At 70.7% G+C, this 16,908-nt stretch carries 17 protein-coding genes; 13 read left to right on the top strand and 4 right to left on the bottom strand.

From position 1 onward, the window contains the following. Positions 1 to 70 precede the first annotated feature (70 nt). The 13 genes from AC3WLB_RS01130 (at position 71) to AC3WLB_RS01190 (ending at position 12,525) form a co-directional block, all read left to right on the top strand. Complete coding sequence (locus AC3WLB_RS01130) at positions 71 to 1,288, top strand: ROK family protein (protein WP_492502528.1); 1,218 nt, start codon at positions 71 to 73, stop codon at positions 1,286 to 1,288. Then, positions 1,285 to 2,256, top strand: a complete 972-nt coding sequence (locus AC3WLB_RS01135) for a carbohydrate ABC transporter permease (protein ID WP_492502529.1) — start codon at positions 1,285 to 1,287, stop codon at positions 2,254 to 2,256. Before AC3WLB_RS01130 ends, AC3WLB_RS01135 begins: the two co-directional genes overlap by 4 nt. Beyond that, complete coding sequence (locus AC3WLB_RS01140; protein WP_492502530.1) at positions 2,249 to 3,118, top strand: carbohydrate ABC transporter permease; 870 nt, start codon at positions 2,249 to 2,251, stop codon at positions 3,116 to 3,118. The genes AC3WLB_RS01135 and AC3WLB_RS01140 overlap by 8 nt, the downstream gene beginning before the upstream one ends. Before the next feature lie 54 nt (positions 3,119 to 3,172). Continuing rightward, entirely contained in the window at positions 3,173 to 4,420 is a 1,248-nt protein-coding gene (locus AC3WLB_RS01145; protein ID WP_022898599.1) for an ABC transporter substrate-binding protein, read from the top strand. A gap of 67 nt (positions 4,421 to 4,487) precedes the next feature. Next, positions 4,488 to 5,666: a glycoside hydrolase family 15 protein gene (locus AC3WLB_RS01150; RefSeq protein ID WP_492502531.1), complete on the top strand. Its 1,179-nt coding sequence runs from the start codon at positions 4,488 to 4,490 to the stop codon at positions 5,664 to 5,666. Further along, positions 5,663 to 7,936 (top strand): glycoside hydrolase family 31 protein, encoded by a 2,274-nt coding sequence (locus AC3WLB_RS01155; RefSeq protein WP_492502532.1) that lies wholly within the window; start codon positions 5,663 to 5,665, stop codon positions 7,934 to 7,936. The genes AC3WLB_RS01150 and AC3WLB_RS01155 overlap by 4 nt, the downstream gene beginning before the upstream one ends. Then, the gene (locus AC3WLB_RS01160) at positions 7,933 to 8,772 is read left to right on the top strand and encodes a hypothetical protein (RefSeq protein ID WP_492502533.1); all 840 of its coding nucleotides are present in this window, start codon (positions 7,933 to 7,935) and stop codon (positions 8,770 to 8,772) included. The genes AC3WLB_RS01155 and AC3WLB_RS01160 overlap by 4 nt, the downstream gene beginning before the upstream one ends. A 215-nt stretch (positions 8,773 to 8,987) precedes the next feature. Beyond that, the gene (locus AC3WLB_RS01165) at positions 8,988 to 9,365 is read left to right on the top strand and encodes a hypothetical protein (protein WP_148287496.1); all 378 of its coding nucleotides are present in this window, start codon (positions 8,988 to 8,990) and stop codon (positions 9,363 to 9,365) included. Between the two features lie 81 nt (positions 9,366 to 9,446). Then, complete coding sequence (locus AC3WLB_RS01170; protein ID WP_492502534.1) at positions 9,447 to 9,923, top strand: hypothetical protein; 477 nt, start codon at positions 9,447 to 9,449, stop codon at positions 9,921 to 9,923. Then, positions 9,920 to 11,149: an Nramp family divalent metal transporter gene (locus tag AC3WLB_RS01175; RefSeq protein ID WP_022895706.1), complete on the top strand. Its 1,230-nt coding sequence runs from the start codon at positions 9,920 to 9,922 to the stop codon at positions 11,147 to 11,149. The genes AC3WLB_RS01170 and AC3WLB_RS01175 overlap by 4 nt, the downstream gene beginning before the upstream one ends. Continuing rightward, a complete protein-coding gene (locus AC3WLB_RS01180; RefSeq protein ID WP_492502535.1) occupies positions 11,146 to 11,544 on the top strand; it encodes a hypothetical protein in 399 nt (132 codons plus the stop codon). Before AC3WLB_RS01175 ends, AC3WLB_RS01180 begins: the two co-directional genes overlap by 4 nt. Beyond that, a complete protein-coding gene (locus tag AC3WLB_RS01185; protein WP_492502536.1) occupies positions 11,531 to 11,872 on the top strand; it encodes a PRC-barrel domain-containing protein in 342 nt (113 codons plus the stop codon). Before AC3WLB_RS01180 ends, AC3WLB_RS01185 begins: the two co-directional genes overlap by 14 nt. Positions 11,873 to 11,895: 23 nt before the next feature. After that, positions 11,896 to 12,525, top strand: a complete 630-nt coding sequence (locus tag AC3WLB_RS01190; protein WP_492502537.1) for a flavodoxin family protein — start codon at positions 11,896 to 11,898, stop codon at positions 12,523 to 12,525. Here the strand turns inward: AC3WLB_RS01190 and AC3WLB_RS01195 are convergent. Genes AC3WLB_RS01195 through AC3WLB_RS01210 form a run of 4 tightly spaced genes read right to left on the bottom strand, consistent with a single transcriptional unit; the run spans position 12,513 to position 16,907 of the window. Then, a complete protein-coding gene (locus AC3WLB_RS01195; RefSeq protein ID WP_492502538.1) occupies positions 12,513 to 13,736 on the bottom strand; it encodes an AI-2E family transporter in 1,224 nt (407 codons plus the stop codon). The genes AC3WLB_RS01190 and AC3WLB_RS01195 overlap by 13 nt on opposite strands. A gap of 26 nt (positions 13,737 to 13,762) precedes the next feature. Then, positions 13,763 to 14,599, bottom strand: coding sequence for a sugar phosphate isomerase/epimerase family protein (locus tag AC3WLB_RS01200; protein ID WP_492502540.1), 837 nt, complete (start codon positions 14,597 to 14,599; stop codon positions 13,763 to 13,765). Further along, positions 14,596 to 15,786 (bottom strand): dihydrodipicolinate synthase family protein, encoded by a 1,191-nt coding sequence (locus AC3WLB_RS01205; protein WP_492502542.1) that lies wholly within the window; start codon positions 15,784 to 15,786, stop codon positions 14,596 to 14,598. Before AC3WLB_RS01205 ends, AC3WLB_RS01200 begins: the two co-directional genes overlap by 4 nt. After that, positions 15,783 to 16,907 carry a Gfo/Idh/MocA family protein gene (locus tag AC3WLB_RS01210; protein WP_492504626.1) on the bottom strand — a complete coding sequence of 375 codons (1,125 nt, stop codon included), beginning with the start codon at positions 16,905 to 16,907 and terminating at the stop codon, positions 15,783 to 15,785. The genes AC3WLB_RS01205 and AC3WLB_RS01210 overlap by 4 nt, the downstream gene beginning before the upstream one ends. Position 16,908: the final 1 nt, after the last annotated feature.

Raw genomic sequence — 16,908 nt, forward strand, 5'->3', positions numbered from 1 at the left:
CTCGAAGGTGTGTTACTTTCTACACGACTTAATTTACGACTGAAGTAACGACCAGACCGGTAGGAGCATCGTGGCTCGATTCAACAACGCCGACGTGAGCAGGTCGGCCATCCTGGCCCGGCTGGGAGCGGTGGGCCCGGCGTCGCGCGCCGAACTCGCCCGCACGCTCGAAGTCTCACCGGCGCTCATCACGCAGCTCACCAAAGACCTCATCGCCGACGGGCTGGTCGAGGAGCGCGAGCAGCAGCCCTCCCAGGGTGGGCGCCCGGCGCGGCTGCTCGGCCTGGTCTCGAACGCGGGCCGGGTGGTGGGCGTCAAGGTCTCCGCCGATCACCTCTCGTTCGTCGAATCCGGCCTCGACGGCCGGGTGCTGCGATCGGCCAGCGAACCCTTCGACGCGACCGACCCGCTGTTCCTCAGCCGGCTGATGGGGCTCATCCAGCTGTTCGTGGCCGGCGGCAACGCGCTCCCGCTCCTCGGGGTGGGGGTCGGCGTTCCCGGCAGCGTCGACCGGCAGGGCAACGGCGTGGTCGACTCCGTGCAGCTCGACTGGAACCAGGTGCCGCTCGGCGAGTTCCTCCGCCGTGGCCTCGCCCTGCCGGTGATCGTCGAGAACAACGTGAATGCGCTGGCCGTCGCCGAGCGGCTCTACGGCCTCGGCCGTAACGCCGCCAACATGCTCGTGGTCACCATCGGCACCGGCATCGGGGGCGCCGTCGTCGCCGACGGCGTCATCCTCCGCGGCGGCAGCGGCGGTGCCGCCGAACTCGGGCACATCCCGGTGAGCGACGACGGCCCCGAGTGCGTCTGCGGCAACCGCGGCTGTCTCGAGAGCTTCATCGGCGAAGCCGCGCTGGTCACGAGGGCCCGGGCATCCGGCCTGCTGGGCGAGCAGAGCGGCATCGCCGAGCTCCGCGCCCGCGCCGACAGCGGCGACGAGGCGGCCGCAGCGGTGTTCGGCGAGGCCGGCGCCCTGCTCGGCCGCACGGTGGCGGGCGTCGTGCACACGGTCGACCCCGAACTCGTCGTGCTGCTCGGTGAGGGCACGGCGGCCTGGAAGCACTGGGCCTTCGGCTTCGAGCCGGCCCTGCGCTCCCACCTCATGCCGCGCCGCCGAGGCCTGCCGGTCGAGGTGGAGAGCTGGCAGGACGACAGCTGGGCGCAGGGTGCCGCCGCCCTGGTGCTCGCCACCCCGTTCGACTCCGACGGCGTCGCCGGCGACCAGGGGCGGCTGGTGCGCGAGCGCCTGGTCGAGCAGTCCAGCTCGCGAGAGCCGGAGCGCTCATGACCGCCGTCCCTGCCACCACCCTCGCCGCCGAGGAGGCGGAGGAACCGCGTCGCCCCGCTCCCCCGCGCCCCGTCGCAGGCGGCGCGCGCGGCCGGCGCAGCCGCATCCGCTACGCCCTCGTGGTGCTCGCCTTCCTGCTGCCGAGCGCCATCCCGATGCTGCTGTTCGTGCTGGGCCCGATGGTCGCGGCCGCCGGCATCAGCTTCACCGAGTGGAACCTGCTCGCGCCCGCGAAATGGGTGGGCCTCGACAATTACGCGAAGCTCCTCAGCGACCCGCGCACCGGCGACGTCTTCCTGCACACGCTGTACTACATCGTGGGGTACCTGCCGCTGGTGTACGTCGGCGGCCTGGCGCTCGCGCTCGCCCTCAACTCGGCGCTGAAGGGGCGCACGCTCCTGCGCGGCGTCTACTTCCTGCCCGTGGTCACGAGCTGGATCGTGGTCGCCCTGGTCTGGCGCTGGCTCCTCAACCCCGCCAACGGCGTCGTGAACACGGTGCTCGGGTTCTTCGGCATCGCCGGGCCCGGCTGGTGGACCGACCCGAACTGGGCGATGCCCTCGATCATCCTGGCCTCCGCGTGGAAGGACCTCGGCTTCGTGATGGTCATCCTGCTCGCGGGGCTGCAGACCATCAACCCCGACATGTACGACGCCGCGAAGGTCGACGGAGCGGGCTGGTGGCGGCGGCTGTTCTCGGTGACGCTGCCCCTGCTCTCCCCCTCCACCTTCTTCGTGCTCATCATCTCGCTGATCAACGGCTTCCAGGTGTTCGACCAGGTCTACGCCATGACCGGTGGCGGGCCGGCCGGGGCCTCGCAGGTGGTCGTGCAGCAGATCTACGACCTGACCTTCCGGTACAGCCGCGCCGGCGAGGCATCGGCGCTGTCGTGGATGCTCTTCATCGTCATCCTGGCGGTCACCGTGGTGCAGATCCGCGGCCAGCGGAAGTGGGTCAACTATGGCTGAGACACTGTCGACCCGGATGCCCGTCACCGCGCCTGCGGCCCGGCGTCGCCGCGTGAGCAGCCGATTCATCGTGCTGCACGTCGTGATGATCGTCGGCGCGCTGATCATGTTCTTCCCGTTCTACTGGACGCTCGTCACCTCGCTGAGCCCGGGGGCCGGGCTGGGCGTGACGCCGCAGGTGGTGCCGACCGATCCGTCGCTCGCCGCGTACCAGCAGCTGTTCACCGAGCGGCCGTTCGCCCAGGTGGTGCTGAACAGCATCCTGCTGGCCGCGATCACCACGATCGTGCAGCTGTTCACCAGCGCGACTGCCGCCTACGCGTTCAGCCGCCTGGCCTTCCGGGGGCGCACCGTGGTCTTCGGCGTCTACCTGGCGACGATGATGATCCCGCTGCAGGTGCTGATCGTGCCGCTGTTCGCCGAACTCAAGGCGTTCGGTCTCATCGACACCTATCTCGGGGCGCTGCTGCCGACCTTCGCCTCGGCGTTCGGCATCTTCCTGCTCCGGCAGGCGATGAACCAGGTGCCGTTCGAGCTCGACGAGGCGGCCACGCTCGATGGCGCGGGGCACTTCCGCATCTTCTGGACGATCATGCTGCCCAACATCCGCCCCGCCATCGCGACCATCGTGGTGTTCGCCTTCATGGGCAGCTGGAACAGCTTCCTCTGGCCGCTCGTGGTGCTGCGCTCGCCCGAGCTCCAGACCCTGCCGATCGCCCTCGCGGGGCTCCAGGGGCAGTACACCACCCAGTGGGACATCGTGATGGCCGGCTCCGTGGTGAGCATCATCCCGATGCTCGCGCTCTACCTCTTCGCCCAGAAATACGTCATCCAGGGCGTCGCCAACTCCGGGATCAAGTAGCCCGAAGCACCATCACCCAGCCCGATGCACCATCACATCAAAGGAGATACCAGCATGAAGCGTCACGCCCTCGTGGTCGCCGGCGTCACCCTCGCCGCGACCGCACTCACCCTCAGCGGGTGCTCGACCGGCGGCGGCTCGTCCGACGAGAACGTCACCATCACCTACTCGAACTTCATCTCCAACGACGGGAACGAAGAGAACCTGCAGACCATCGTCGACGCGTTCGAGAAGGAGAACCCGGGCATCACGGTCGACGTGAAGACCCTCCCCTACGCCGATTACGGCACGGCGCTGCAGACCGACCTGGCCGCCGGCACCGCGGCCGACGTGTTCGACATCGAGTACGCCAACTACGCGCAGTACCAGGCCAACGGCGTGCTCGCCCCGCTCACCGTCAGCAACCCGGATGCTTACCGGCAGACGCTGCTCGAGGCCTACCAGACCGACGGCACACAGTACGCGCTGCCGAGCTCGTTCTCGGACGTCGTGCTCTACTACAACAAGGACCTCTTCGACGCCGCCGGGCTCTCGTACCCCACCTCCGACTGGACCTGGTCCGACGAGAAGGCGGCCGCCGAGAAGCTGACCGATCAGGCCGCCGGCGTCTGGGGCGACCACCAGCCGGTGAGCTTCTACGAGTACTACAAGACCCTCGCCCAGAACGGCGGGAAGTTCCTCGACGACTCCGGCACGAAGGTCGCCTTCAACACCCCGGAGGGCATCGAGGCGGCGAAGTGGCTGGTGGAGAAGAGCGGCACGGTGATGCCGACGATCGAGCAGGGCCAGGGCACCCCCGACTTCGACACGAAGCTGTTCACCGATGGCAAGCTCGCCATGCTGCACACCGGCATCTGGGTGTTCTCGGCCATGGCCGACGTGCCCTTCGGCTGGGACATCGCGGTCGAGCCGGGCAACACCGAGAAGGCGAGCGCCGTGTTCTCGAACGCGGTCGCGGTCTCGGCGTCGTCGAAGCACCAGGATGCGGCCGCCAAGTGGGCCGAGTTCCTCACCTCGTCCGACGTCATGGTGCAGACCCGGCTCGACGCCGGGTGGGAGCTGCCGCCCATCTCCGACGAGGCGCAGCTCGACACCTACCTCACCAAGAACGACCCGGCCAACCGCCAGGCCGTGTTCGACTCGCTCGACGGCATCGCCCTGCCGCCCGTGGTGGCCACCGGCCAGCAGGAGATGCAGGACATCATGACCGAGGAGCTGGTCGAGGCGCAGTCCGGCCGCAAGAGCGTCGAAGACGCCCTGTCCTCGGCCGAGGAGCGCATCAACGCCGTCATCGGCGGCTGACCCGCATCCGCTCGTCCGCCCCTCCCCTCTCCTGTCCTCGCTTCGACGACGTCATAGAAAGGCCGTCATGACCGACGCCGCCCTCCGCTCCGCCGCCCCCGGCTCCCCCGCCGGCGACGAGCCGCTGTCCGCCCTCGCCCGATTCGGCTCCCGGCTGATCTCGGCCGAACAGCACGAATCGGGTGCCTATCCCGCGAGCCCGACCTTCTCGGCCTACGCCGGGTACAGCTGGTTCCGCGACGGCGCGTTCATCGCCGACGGGATGTCGAGCTACGGCGGGGTGGCGTCGGCCGACCGGTTCTTCGACTGGTGCGCCGGCGTGCTGCTGGCGCGACGAGCGGCGATCGAACGGATCGTCGCCCGGGCGGAGGCAGGCGACCCGGTGCCGGATGCCGAGATGCTCGCCACCCGGTTCACCCTGACCGGGGAGGAGGGGGCGGACGACTGGTGGGACTTCCAGCTCGACGGCTACGGCACCTGGCTCTGGGCCGTCGCCGAGCACAGCGCGCGGCACGGTCTCGACGCCGGGCGGTGGCGGGAGGCGATCGAACTCACGGTCGACTACCTGCTGTCGTCGTGGCAGCGCCCGTGCTTCGACTGGTGGGAGGAGAACGCCGAGCAGGTGCACGTGTCGACCCTCGGCTGCATCTCGGCCGGCCTCCGGGCGGTGGCCGAGCTCGGCGTGCTCGACGCGGTGCGACGGGCGGATGCGGAGGCCGCCGTCGCCGCGATTCAGAGCCTGATCGAGGAGGCCGGCACGGTCGACGGGCACCTGGCGAAGTGGCTGGGCTCGACCGAGGTCGACGCCAGCCTGCTGGCGCTGATCAGTCCGCTCGGCGTCGTGCCGGCCGAGAGCGAACTCGGCCGGCGCACGGTGGACGTCATCGACCGCGACCTGAACGTCGGCGGTGGCGTGCACCGCTACCTCGCCGACAGCTACTACGGCGGCGGCCAGTGGCCGTTGCTCAGCTGCTTCCTCGGGCTCGCCCGCCTCGCGCAGGGCGACCGGGCTGCGGCGCAGGCGACGCTGCTCTGGGCCGCGTCGACCGCCGGCGACGACGGGTCGTTGCCCGAGCAGGTGGCCGAGCACCTGCTCGCGCCCGACCGCGTCGCGGAGTGGGTGGAGCGCTGGGGGGAGGTCGCCGATCCGTTGCTCTGGAGTCACGGGATGTTCCTGCGTCTCGCCGTCGACCTCGGTGTCGTCGCCCCGATGGCGGCGGCCGACCGAACGGCGGACGAGCGATGATCCGGCACCGCCCGGGCGGCTCCGGGCATCCGTTCTCGGTCGACACCGAGCAGCGCGAACCGTTCTTCCCGATCGCCGGCGAGCCGCTCACCCTCGGGGTGCGCAGTTCACCCGACGTGACGGCGGTGGAGCTCGTGCTCGAACGGCGGCCTCGGGGTGCGACGGAAGTCGTGCGGCAGAACATCGATTGCCGGCCGGTCACTCGGCACTCCCGTGGGCAGACGGTCGACGGCGGTCACCTCGCCTCCGCGCAGGCGCGGCTGGCCCGCCGGTCGGGGGGCTGGCAGGCGGTGCTCGACGATCTGACGGCGGGTGAGGGCATCCGTTACCGGTTCATCGGCACCCGCGGCGACGGATCGACCGAGCGCACCGCGTGGTTCAGCGCCACCACGCACCAGTGGCGTGCTGCCGATGACGGGGCGGTGGCGTTCGACGCACCGACGGGCTTCGGCCGCCTCGTCAGCGGGAGCGTGCGCGAGCTGACCGACGGCGAGCGCATCCGCCGCGTCGAGTTCGCCCTCGCGCTCGACCCGCACGAGCACGTCACCGGGTTCGGCGAGCGCTTCGACCAGATCGATCACCGTGGCAGCACGGTCGACTCGGTGCTGTTCGAGCAGTACAAGAGCCAGGGCGCGGAGCGCAAGACCTACCTCCCGATGCCGTTCGCGCACGTGGTGGGCGGTGCCGGCTGGGGCTTCCACGTCCGCACCTCGCGCCGCGTGCTGTTCGACGTCGGCGCGGCCGACTCACGGCGCCTGATCGTGGCGGTGGAGACGGATGCCCCCGCCGCAGCCGGCGCGGCCGTGACGGTGGCACTCTACGCCGGTGCGCCCGCCGAGGTGCTCGACGCGTTCCTCGACGAGGTCGGGCGGCCGCGCGAGCTGCCGGACTGGGTGTTCCGGCTCTGGGCCAGCGGCAACGAGTGGAACACGCAGAGCGAGGTGATGCGGCAGGCCGACCTGCACCGCGAGCACGACATCCCGGTGGGGTCGATCGTGATCGAGGCCTGGAGCGACGAGAGCACCTTCACCGCGTTCCGCGACGCGCGCTATGAGGTCGCCGCCGACGGCGCGCCCTTGCGCCTCGACGCGTTCGAGTTCCCGGCCGAGGGCGCGTGGCCCGACCCCAAGGGCATGGTCGACGAGCTGCACGCCCGTGACGTGCGCCTGCACCTCTGGCAGATCCCGCTGCTCAAGATGCGTCCGCATCCGTCGGGGCAGGTGCGGGCGGATGCGGAGGCCGCGATCCGCGAGAACGTGCTGATCCGCGAGGAGGCGCCGGACGGGTCGCTGCGCCCGTACCGCAACCGCGGCTGGTGGTTCCCGCTCGGGCTCATGCCCGACCTCACCGACGACCGCGCCGCCCGCTGGTGGACGGAGAAGCGCCGCTACCTGGTCGACGAGGTCGGCATCGACGGCTTCAAGACCGACGGTGGCGAACACGCCTGGGGTCGCGAGCTGGTCTACCTCGACGGCACCCGTGGCGACGAGGGGAACAACCGCTTCCCGGTCGCGTACGCGAAGGCGTACGGCGACCTGCTCGAACGGGCCGGCAAGGCGCCCGTCACCTTCAGCCGGGCCGGGTTCACGGGATCGCAAGCGCATGGCGCGTTCTGGGCCGGAGACGAGAACTCCACCTGGGAGGCCTACCGCTGGTCGATGAACGCCGGGCTCTCGGCGGCAGCCTGCGGCATCCTCTACTGGGGCTGGGACATCGCCGGGTTCTCGGGCGAGATCCCCGATGCCGAGCTGTATCTGCGGGCCACGGGCACCTCGGTGTTCGTGCCGATCATGCAGTACCACTCGGAGTTCAACCACCACCGCTCCCCCTCCCGCGACCGCACACCGTGGAACATCGCGGAGCGCACCGGTTCGCCGGACGTGCTGCCGGTGTTCCGCCGGTTCGCGCAGCTGCGCGAACGGCTCGTGCCGTACCTGACGGAGCAGGCGGCCGCGAGCATCCGCTCGGGCCGGCCGCTGATGCGGGCCCTGTACTTCGAGCACCCGCAGGACGAGCGGATGTGGAGCGGCCCCGTGCAGTGGTATCTCGGCGACGACCTCCTGGTCTCGCCGGTGCTCGCACCCGGGGAGACCGAGCACGAGGTGCTGCTGCCGCCGGGCTCGTGGGTCGACGTGTGGAGCGGCGAGCGGGTGGACGGTGACCGGCAGCTGTCGCGGCCGACCCCCATCGGCGAGGTGCCCGTCTACGCGCGGGCGTCGGCCTGGGACTCCCTCGCGGACGTCTTCGCCCCCTCGGCGGGCCGCGGATGACCGCGGAGCGGGAGCGCTTCGACCGGTTCGTCGACGAACTCGTGGCGTGGGCCCGCACCGACCCCACGGTGATCGGGGTCGTGGGCATGGGCTCCACCGGCGACCGCTCCCGGGTCGACGAGTGGTCCGACCACGATGTCGCCGTGGTGACCGAGCCGGGTGCACAGGAGCGTCTGCGCGGCGACCTGGCATGGTTGCCGAACGCCTTCCGGCTGGTCAGCGCGGCGCGCGAGCACCACAACGGGTTCAAGGCGTTCGACGCCGAGGGGCGGGTGATCGAGTTCGCCGTGGTCGATCGTGACGAGCTGCTGACCTTCGCCGCGAACGACTACGCCGTGCTCTACGAACGCGACGCGGACGCGGACGCGGACGCGGGTGCCGGTTCGGGCGAGGGCGAGGGCGTCGTCGCCGGCTGGATGCGCCAGGTGCACGATCGCACGATCGCGGCCGCCGAGGCGCGGCCTCGCGTCGGCGACGACGCGATCCTCGGCGTCTTCCTCACCCAGCTGCTGGTCGGTGTGGGCCGGCTCCGGCGCGGCGAGCTGCTGAGCGGTGCGCAGGTGATCCGGGCCGAGGCGGAGGAGTCGCTGCTCGACCTGATCCGGCGCCGGCTGCCGCCCGCCGAGGGCGCCGCCCGTGACAGCCTCGATCCGCGCCGGCGCTTCGAGCGCTCCTACCCCGACGAAGCCGCGCTCATCGCTGCGGCTCTGTCGGCCGACGCCGAGAGTGCTGCGCGGTCGCTGCTCGAGATCGTGGAGCAGCGCCTGGCGCCCACCTGGCCGGAGTTCCCGGGCGCGGCGGTGACGGCCGTACGCCGTCGGCTCGACTGGATCTGAACGCGCGATCCTGCTGGGCGGGAAAATTCATCGGATGTTTCCACCTTCCGGCCGCGGAGAAGGGGCGCGATTCTGCCTAGATTGCCAGGGGCGCGCCCGGTCGAACGTGTCGTCGGCGGCGAGCAGTTAGGTCCTCTCTCCGTGGCCGGGCGCGCCCTCGGCCGCAGTCCCGCTAGAGTTCTGGGTGAAGACATCTCGACGAAGGAGCGCTCGACGTGACGACTGTTGTATTGCCGGAGGCCCCGCGCCGCGAACTGCCCAAGCCGGCCAAGGGCGGCGTCTTCGTGCTCTTCTGGCTTGTCGCGATCGCGTTGTGGATCATCGCACCGCACTTCACCGACGCGCGCTGGGGCGCCTTCGTGGTCGACACCGGCATCGTGCTCGCCTCGGTCGGCTTCGCCGCACTGAACATCACCTGGTCGAAGCCCTTCCGCAACACCCTGATCGCGGGTGCGGTGGCGATTCTGCTCTTCCTCTGGGCCGACCTCAACGAGGTCACCGTCGTGGTGTACTTCCTGCGCGCGTTCGTGCCGTTCACCGCGCTGCTGAGCGCGGTCTACGCGACCGTCGGCAAGGTGAAGGTCTGGTACTGATCAGTCCGGTGCTGATGCACTGAGGATGATGCGCTGAGGGCCTTGCTGCCGCGCGAGCTCCTCGCGAGTAGGTTGACCGGCATGAAGTACCGTCGGCCCCCGGCAGCACAGCGGATGGTCGCAACCGCCGTCCTGGCTGCGCTCACCGGCAGCGTTCTCTCCGGCTGTGCCACTATGTCGGGCGGCGCCACGGGCGACGCGGCGAGATCGGTCAGTGACGCCGCCTCGGCCGCCCAGTCGGCCGCTCTCGCGTTCGAGCAGCACCTCGGCGACCGGACGACGGATGCCGCGACCGGGGTCACCCTTGACGACATGCTCGACGAGGTGCAGACCGCCGCGACATCCGTCGCCGAGCTGGAGGTGTCGACCGCCGACGAACGCGAGGTGCGACAGACCGCCGCCGCGACCATCCGCGAGTGCAGCGACAGCATCGTGGCCGCACGCGAGCAGGTCAGCGATCCAAGTGGGACGAGCGACGCCGACGCCCTGCTGCACCGCCTCGAAGCCGCCGCCGACGCCGCTTCCGAGCTCGGCGACGAGTTGGAGGAGCGGCAATGAAGCGGCTGCTCGGGGTCGCCCTCGGCATTCTCACCGCCATCGGCGGGTTCGTCGACATCGGTGATCTCGTCACCAACGCGGTCGTCGGCTCGCGGTTCGGGCTCTCGCTCGTCTGGGTGGTGGTCGTGGGAGTGATCGGCATCTGCCTGTTCGCCCAGATGTCCGGCCGGGTGGCGGCGGTGAGCGGGCGGGCGACGTTCGAGATCATCCGCGAGCGCCTCGGGCCGCGTGCCGGGCTCGCGAACCTCGCCGCCTCGTTCCTGATCAACCTGCTCACCCTCACCGCCGAGGTGGGCGGCGTGGCACTCGCCCTTCAGCTGGCCTCGAGCGTCGAACCCACGCTCTGGGTGCCGGTGGCCGCGTTCGCGGTGTGGCTCGTCATCTGGCGGGTGAAGTTCAGCGTGATGGAGAACGTCACAGGTCTCCTCGGTCTCACGCTCATCGTGTTCGCCGTCGCCGTCTTCCTGCTGCACCCCGACTGGGCCGAGCTCGCTGGTCAGGCGATGGCGCCCTCGGTGCCGGCGGGCGAGACCGGCGGAGCCTACTGGTACTACGCGGTGGCGCTGTTCGGTGCGGCGATGACCCCGTACGAGGTGTTCTTCTTCTCCTCCGGGGCGGTGGAGGAGAAGTGGACGCGCAAGGACATCTCGCAATCCCGGCTGAACGTCGTGATCGGCTTTCCACTCGGCGGCATCCTCTCGATCTCCATCGCCGCGTGCGCCGCGATCGTGCTGATGCCACGGGGAATCGAGGTGACGACGCTCTCCCAGGTCGTGCAGCCGGTCGTCGAGGCGGGAGGCAAGCTCGCGCTCGCGTTCGTGCTCGTGGGCGTGGTGGCCGCCACCTTCGGCGCTGCGCTCGAGACCACACTCTCCAGCGGGTACACCCTGGCCCAGTTCTTCGGATGGTCGTGGGGCAAGTTCCGTCGGCCCGCGCAGGCCGCGCGCTTCCACATCGCCATGATTGTGTGCCTGCTCATCGGGCTCGGCATCCTGGCGACAGGGGTAGACCCGATCCTCGTCACCGAGTATTCGGTGGTGTTCTCAGCGGTGGCGTTGCCGCTGACCTACATCCCCATCCTCATCGTGGCGAACGACAAGCAGTACATGGGGCGTGACGTCAACGGCAGACTCACGAACGCGTTCGGGATGATCTACCTCGTCATCATCGTCGTGGCCGCCGTCGCGGCGATCCCCCTCATGATCGTGACGGGAGCGGGCGCATGACCGAGCTCGATCCGGCACCGGAGTACCACGGGCAGGTGCTCGACGCCGAGCTGAACCTGCTCGACCGCCAGGTGCTCGACGTCGACGAGGTGCCGGTCACGGTGGTCGACGACCTCGAGCTGAGCGACGTGCCTTGGGGCGAACCCATTCCGCCCGGAACGCCGGCTCCCGTCATCACGGCGCTGCTCAGCGGGCCGGTGCTCGGCACCCGGATCTTCGGCGGCCGCCCGCCCGCGTCGCGCCTGCATCGCATCGCGTGGCGACACGTCGCCGACGCCGGCATCGTGGTACGCCTCGGCATTCGCGGCGGCGAGCTCGACGTCACCTGGGTGGAGCGCTGGGTGCGCGACCACATCATCGCCCACATCCCGGGAGGTCGTCATGATCCTGAGTGACCTGATGCGCAACACCGTGCTGGGCCCGGATGGCGAGAAGCTCGGTCAGGTGATCGACGCGCGCTTCGTGGTCGACGGAGCGCCGTCGGTGCTGCTCGCCGAGGCGCGGCTGGCGGGGCTCGTGGTCAGTCCGCACAGCGGATCGTCGTTCCTCGGCTACGAGCGGCACGACACCCGGAGCCCGTGGCCGATCGCGGAGTTCCTGAGGTGGCGGCACCGCGGCAGCTTCCTCGTGGAGTGGGACGACATCGCGCGCCTCGACCCCTCGACCGTGCACCTGCGCGAGGGCTTCCGCCGCCGCTCGCCGGCGCTCACCGTGCCGGATTGAGCCGACCGGAGCATGCTCGAAGCATGACCGACACCGCCACCGCCGCATCCGCCCCGCTCACCGCCCTCGCGCTGGTCTGCACGCTCAGCCCCTCGCCCACCGCGTCGAGCAGCGAGCTGATGGCGACTCAGATTCTCGACGCGCTGGGCGGGCACGGTGTGAGCGGAACGAGCATCCGTGTGGTCGATCACGACGTGAAACCCGGGGTGGAGGGCGACATGGGCGACGGCGACGCGTGGCCGGGCATCCGCGACCGCATCCGGGCCGCCGACATCCTCGTGGTCACCTCCCCCACCTGGATGGGCCACATGTCGAGTGTGGCGCAACGCGTGCTCGAGCGACTCGACGCTGAGCTGTCGGAGACGGATGCGGAGGGTCGCCCGATCCTCTTCGGGCGCGTCGCCGTGGTCGGAGTCGTCGGCAACGAGGACGGCGCACACAAGATCACCGCCGATCTCTTCCAGGGCCTCAACGACGTGGGCTTCACCGTGCCCGCCCAGGGCGGCACGTACTGGAACGGCGAGGCCATGCACACCGTGGACTACAACCAGCTCCCGGCCGTGCCGGAGGCGACCGCCGCCGCCACGGCGACCCTGGCCGCGAACGCGGCCCACCTCGCCCGCCAGCTCAAGTCGGCGCCCTACCCCGCCTGAGCGCCAGGCCCCTCCGCCTCCGGGGCGCCCGACACGGCAGGCGCGACCGGCGCGGCAGGTGCGCCCGGCCCGGCCTGCACGCTCGCGGCAGGCAGAGGCTCGGTTTCGCCCTCGTGCGAGGGCTCGGCGAACGGCGGCGCAGCCTCGTCGGGTGCGTTCCACGCCTTCACGATCGCCCAGGCGACCGCCGCGATCGGCACCGACAGCACAGCGCCGACGATCCCGCCGAGGATGGTACCGGCGGTCAATGCCACCAGGATGACGAGCGGGTGCAGCTTCAGCGACCGCGCCTGCACCACTGGCTGAAGGAAGTTGCCCTCCAGCTGGTTCACCGCGATCACGATCGCCACCACGATCAGCGCGACCACCGGTCCGTTTGCCACGAGCGCGACGAGTGCGGCAAGGATGCCCGCGACGGTCGCGCCCACGATCGGGATGAACGCGCCGATGAAGACGATCACCGCGAGCGGCAGCGCCAGCGGCACCTGCAGGATGGCGAGGCCGATCCCGATGCCGGCGGCGTCGACGAAGGCGATGATCGCCGTGCCGCGCACGTAGCCGCCGAGCGTCCGCACCGCCGTGGCGCCGATGCGCCGACCGCGCTCGAGCCGCCGGCCGGTGAACGGGCGGAGGAAGAACGCCCAGATGCGGTCGCCGTCCTTCAGGAAGAAGAACAGCACCACCACGGCCAGCAGCGCGCCGGTGATCACCTCGGCGGCGACCGAGACGCCGGCCAGGGCACCGGTGCCGAACTGGCTGCTGGTGAGGAAGCCGGTGACGGCGTCGCGCGCGTCGTCGAGCTGCGATTGGTCGATGGGAAGCGACCCCGACTTCAGGAAGTCGCCGATCCGGTCGATGCCGTCTGCCGCCGAGCTCGACAGGTCGTCCCACTGCCCGCGCACGGCGATCACGATGAGGGTGACGATCCCGCCGAACACGACGATGCCGCCCACCAGGGTGATCCAGGTGGCGACCATCGCCGGGAGGCCGCGGCGGCGCATCCAGCCGATCACCGGCGCCAGAGCGGCGGCGAGGATGAGCGCGATCAGCACCGGGATGACCACGAGCTTCAACTGCACCAGCCCGAACACGATCACCGCCGCGAGCGCGAGCGCCAGCAGGATCTGCGCGCTGCGGATGCCCACCTCCCCCAGCCGGTCGGTGAGCAACGCGTGCAACGAGGGGCGGGGGTGCCGGGGTTCGGTGGTCATGCGTCCAGCCTTCCACCGCGCACGGCTCACAGCCAGGGTTCGACGAGCCTCCGGTAGCGGTCGGACATCGTGGCGAGCACCTCGGCGCCGGGCGTCGCCCAGACGTCGGCGTTGAAGATCTCGACCTCGACGTCGCCCTGGTACCCGGCGGCGGCCACGGCGCGGGTGAACGCCGGGAAGCCGATGTGCCCGTCGCCCATCATGCCGCGGGAGAGCAACGTGTCGGCCGGCAGCGGTGTGATCCAGTCGCCGATCTGGTAGCTCACGATGCGCTCGGCGGCGCGCGCGATCTGCTGCTCCACGCCCGGCTCCCACCAGAGGTGGAAGGTGTCGACCACGACGCCCACCTCGTCGGCCGGGAAGGCCTCGGCGATGTCGAGCGCCTGCGCCAACGTCGACACCACGCCGCGGTCGGCGGCGAAGATGGGGTTCATCGGCTCGATGCCGAGCACCACTCCGTGCTGCTTCGCGACGGGGGCGAGGTCGGCGATCGCCTCGGCGGCCCGCGCTCGGGCGCCGGGGAGGTCGGTCGAACCCTCGGGCAGCCCGCCCGGCACGAGCACGAGGGTGACGGCGCCGAGCTCAGCGGCCTCCTCGATGGCGCGCAGGTTGTTCTCGTGGGCGCTGCGCCGCGCATCCGGTTCCTCCGCGGTGAAGAAACCGCCCCGGCAGAGCGACGAGACCCGCAGTCCGGATGCCCGTACCCACTCCGCGGCCGTCGCGAGCCCCACCTCGGCCACCGGTTCCCGCCAGAGCCCGATCGACTCGAGCCCGGCGGCCAAGGTGCCGTCGAGGGCTTCGCGGAGCGACCAGTTCGCCGTGGTGCGCTGGTTCAGCGAGAGCCGCTGCCGCGCGCCGCTCACCGAGTGGCTCCGAGGGTCTCGGCGAGCAGGGAGAGGCGGTGCGCCGCGAGCTCCGGGTCAGGCAGGAGCCGCGCGTCGTTCAGTAGTTCGAACACCCGCGCCAGGTGCGGCAGGCTGCGGGCCGACTGCAACCCGCCCACCATCTGGAACCCGCTCTGCGCACCGGTCAGCCACGCCGTGAACGCGATGCCGACCTTGTAGTAGAACGTCGGCGCCTCGAAGATGTGCCGAGACAGCTCGAGCGTGGGGGCCAGCTCGGCGTCGTAGCGGTCGAGGTCGTCTGCGTCGAGAGCGCTGAGCGCGGCGGATGCGGCAGGTGCGATGGCCGCGAACGCGCCGAGCAGGGCATCCGAGTGGCCCTGATCGTCGCCGCGGATGAGCTCCGGGTAGTTGAAGTCGTCGCCCGTGTAGAGGCGCACGCCCGCGGGCAGCGCACGCCGGAGCGCGATCTCGTGGCCCGCATCCAGCAGCGACACCTTGACGCCGTCGACCTTCGCGGCGTGCGCTCGCACGAGGGTGAGGAAGGTCTCGGTGGCGGCCCCGACATCCGTCGAGCCCCAGTAACCACGCAATTGCGGGTCGAAGGCCTCGCCGAGCCAGTGCAGCACCACGGGCCGCGAGACCTGGCTGAGGATGCGGTCGTAGACGGCGAGATAGTCGTCCGCACCAGCGGCGGCGCGCGCGAGGTGGCGCGACGCCATCACGATCACCTGCGAGCCGGTGCCCTCGACGAACGCGACCTGTTCGAGGTAGGCGGCCTCGACCTCGGCGAGCGTGGCCGGGCGGGCGGCGGTGGCGGCGTCGGGCAGGTGGTCGGTGCCGGCGCCCGAGGCGATGCGCGCGCCGAGTTCGGCCGCCTGCGCGGCGCTTCGGGAGACGAGCTCCTGGATGGCGGGCCAGTCCAGCCCCATGTTGCGCTGCGCGGTGTCCATGGCCTCGGCCACCCCGAGCCCATAGCGGAAGAGGCCGCGGCGGAAGGCGAGCGTCGCATCCCAGTCGATGGCGGCCGGGGCGCCCGGCACGTTGTTGCCGCGTGGGTCGGCCACCACGTGCGCGGCCGCGAACGCGACGCGCGACGAGTAGGGCTCCGGATGCTCGGCCCACTCGCGCGGGTCGTTCAGCGTGATCTCGCGCCACCCCTCCGCGGTGGGGAGGGCGACGGTGCCGCGGGCCGACGTGAGGGTCATCGCGCCACCCGCTCGATCTCGATGCGGCGACCTTCCGCCGAGGACTGCATGGCCGCATCCACCAGCTGCAGGCCGCGCACTCCCGCGGCGAGGTCGTAGGCGTGCGGGCGGCCGGCGACCACGTCTTGCAGGAACTGCTCCCACTGGGCGCGGAAGCCGTTGCTGAACTCCTCATTGTCGGGGATCTGCGTCCACTGGCTACGGAAGTCCTGGTCGGTGGGCAGGTCCGGGTTCCAGACCGGCTTGGGCGTGTTGACGCGCGGCTGAACCCGGCAGCCGAAGAGGCCGGCCACGGCCGAGCCGAGCGTGCCGTCGACCTGGAATTCGACCAGCTCGCCGCGGTCGACCCGCACCGCCCAGCTGGAGTTGATCTGCGCGATGATGTCGCCGTCGAGCTCGAAGATGCCGTAGGCGGCGTCGTCGGCGGTGGCCTCGTAGCGGTTGCCCTGCTCGTCCCAGCGCTCGTGGATGTGGGTGACGGCCTTGCTCGACACGGCCTCGACCCGGCCGAAGAGGTTCTCGAGCACGTAGTTCCAGTGGCAGTACATGTCGAGGGTCATGCCGCCACCGTCTTCTTTGCGGTAATTCCAGCTCGGGCGCTGGGCGGGCAGGAAGTCACCCTCGAACACCCAGTAGCCGAACTCGCCGCGCACGGAGAGGATGCGGCCGAAGAAGCCGGAGTCCACCAGGCGCTTCAGCTTCAGGAGGCCGGGCAGGAAGAGCTTGTCGTGCACGACGCCGTTCACGACACCGGCGGCCTCGGCTGCGGCCACGAGTTCGAGGCCGTCGGCCACCGAGTTGGCGATCGGCTTCTCGGTGTAGATGTGCTTGCCGGCGGCGATGGCCTGCAGGATCGCATCCTTGCGGGCGCTCGTCACCTGCGCGTCGAAGTAGATGGTGGCGCTCTCGTCGGCGAGGGCGGCGGTGAGGTCGGTGGTGTACTCGGCGACGCCGTGCTTCGCGGCGAGCTCGGCGAGCTTCTCGGCGTTGCGGCCCACCAGCACGGGCTCCACCTGGATGCGGTCGCCGTTCGGCAGCAGGATGCCGCCCTCGTCACGGATCGCGAGGATCGAGCGCACCAGGTGCTGGCGGTAGCCCATGCGCCCGGTGACGCCGTTCATG

This window comes from Herbiconiux sp. FW305-C-125 (assembly GCF_058783455.1).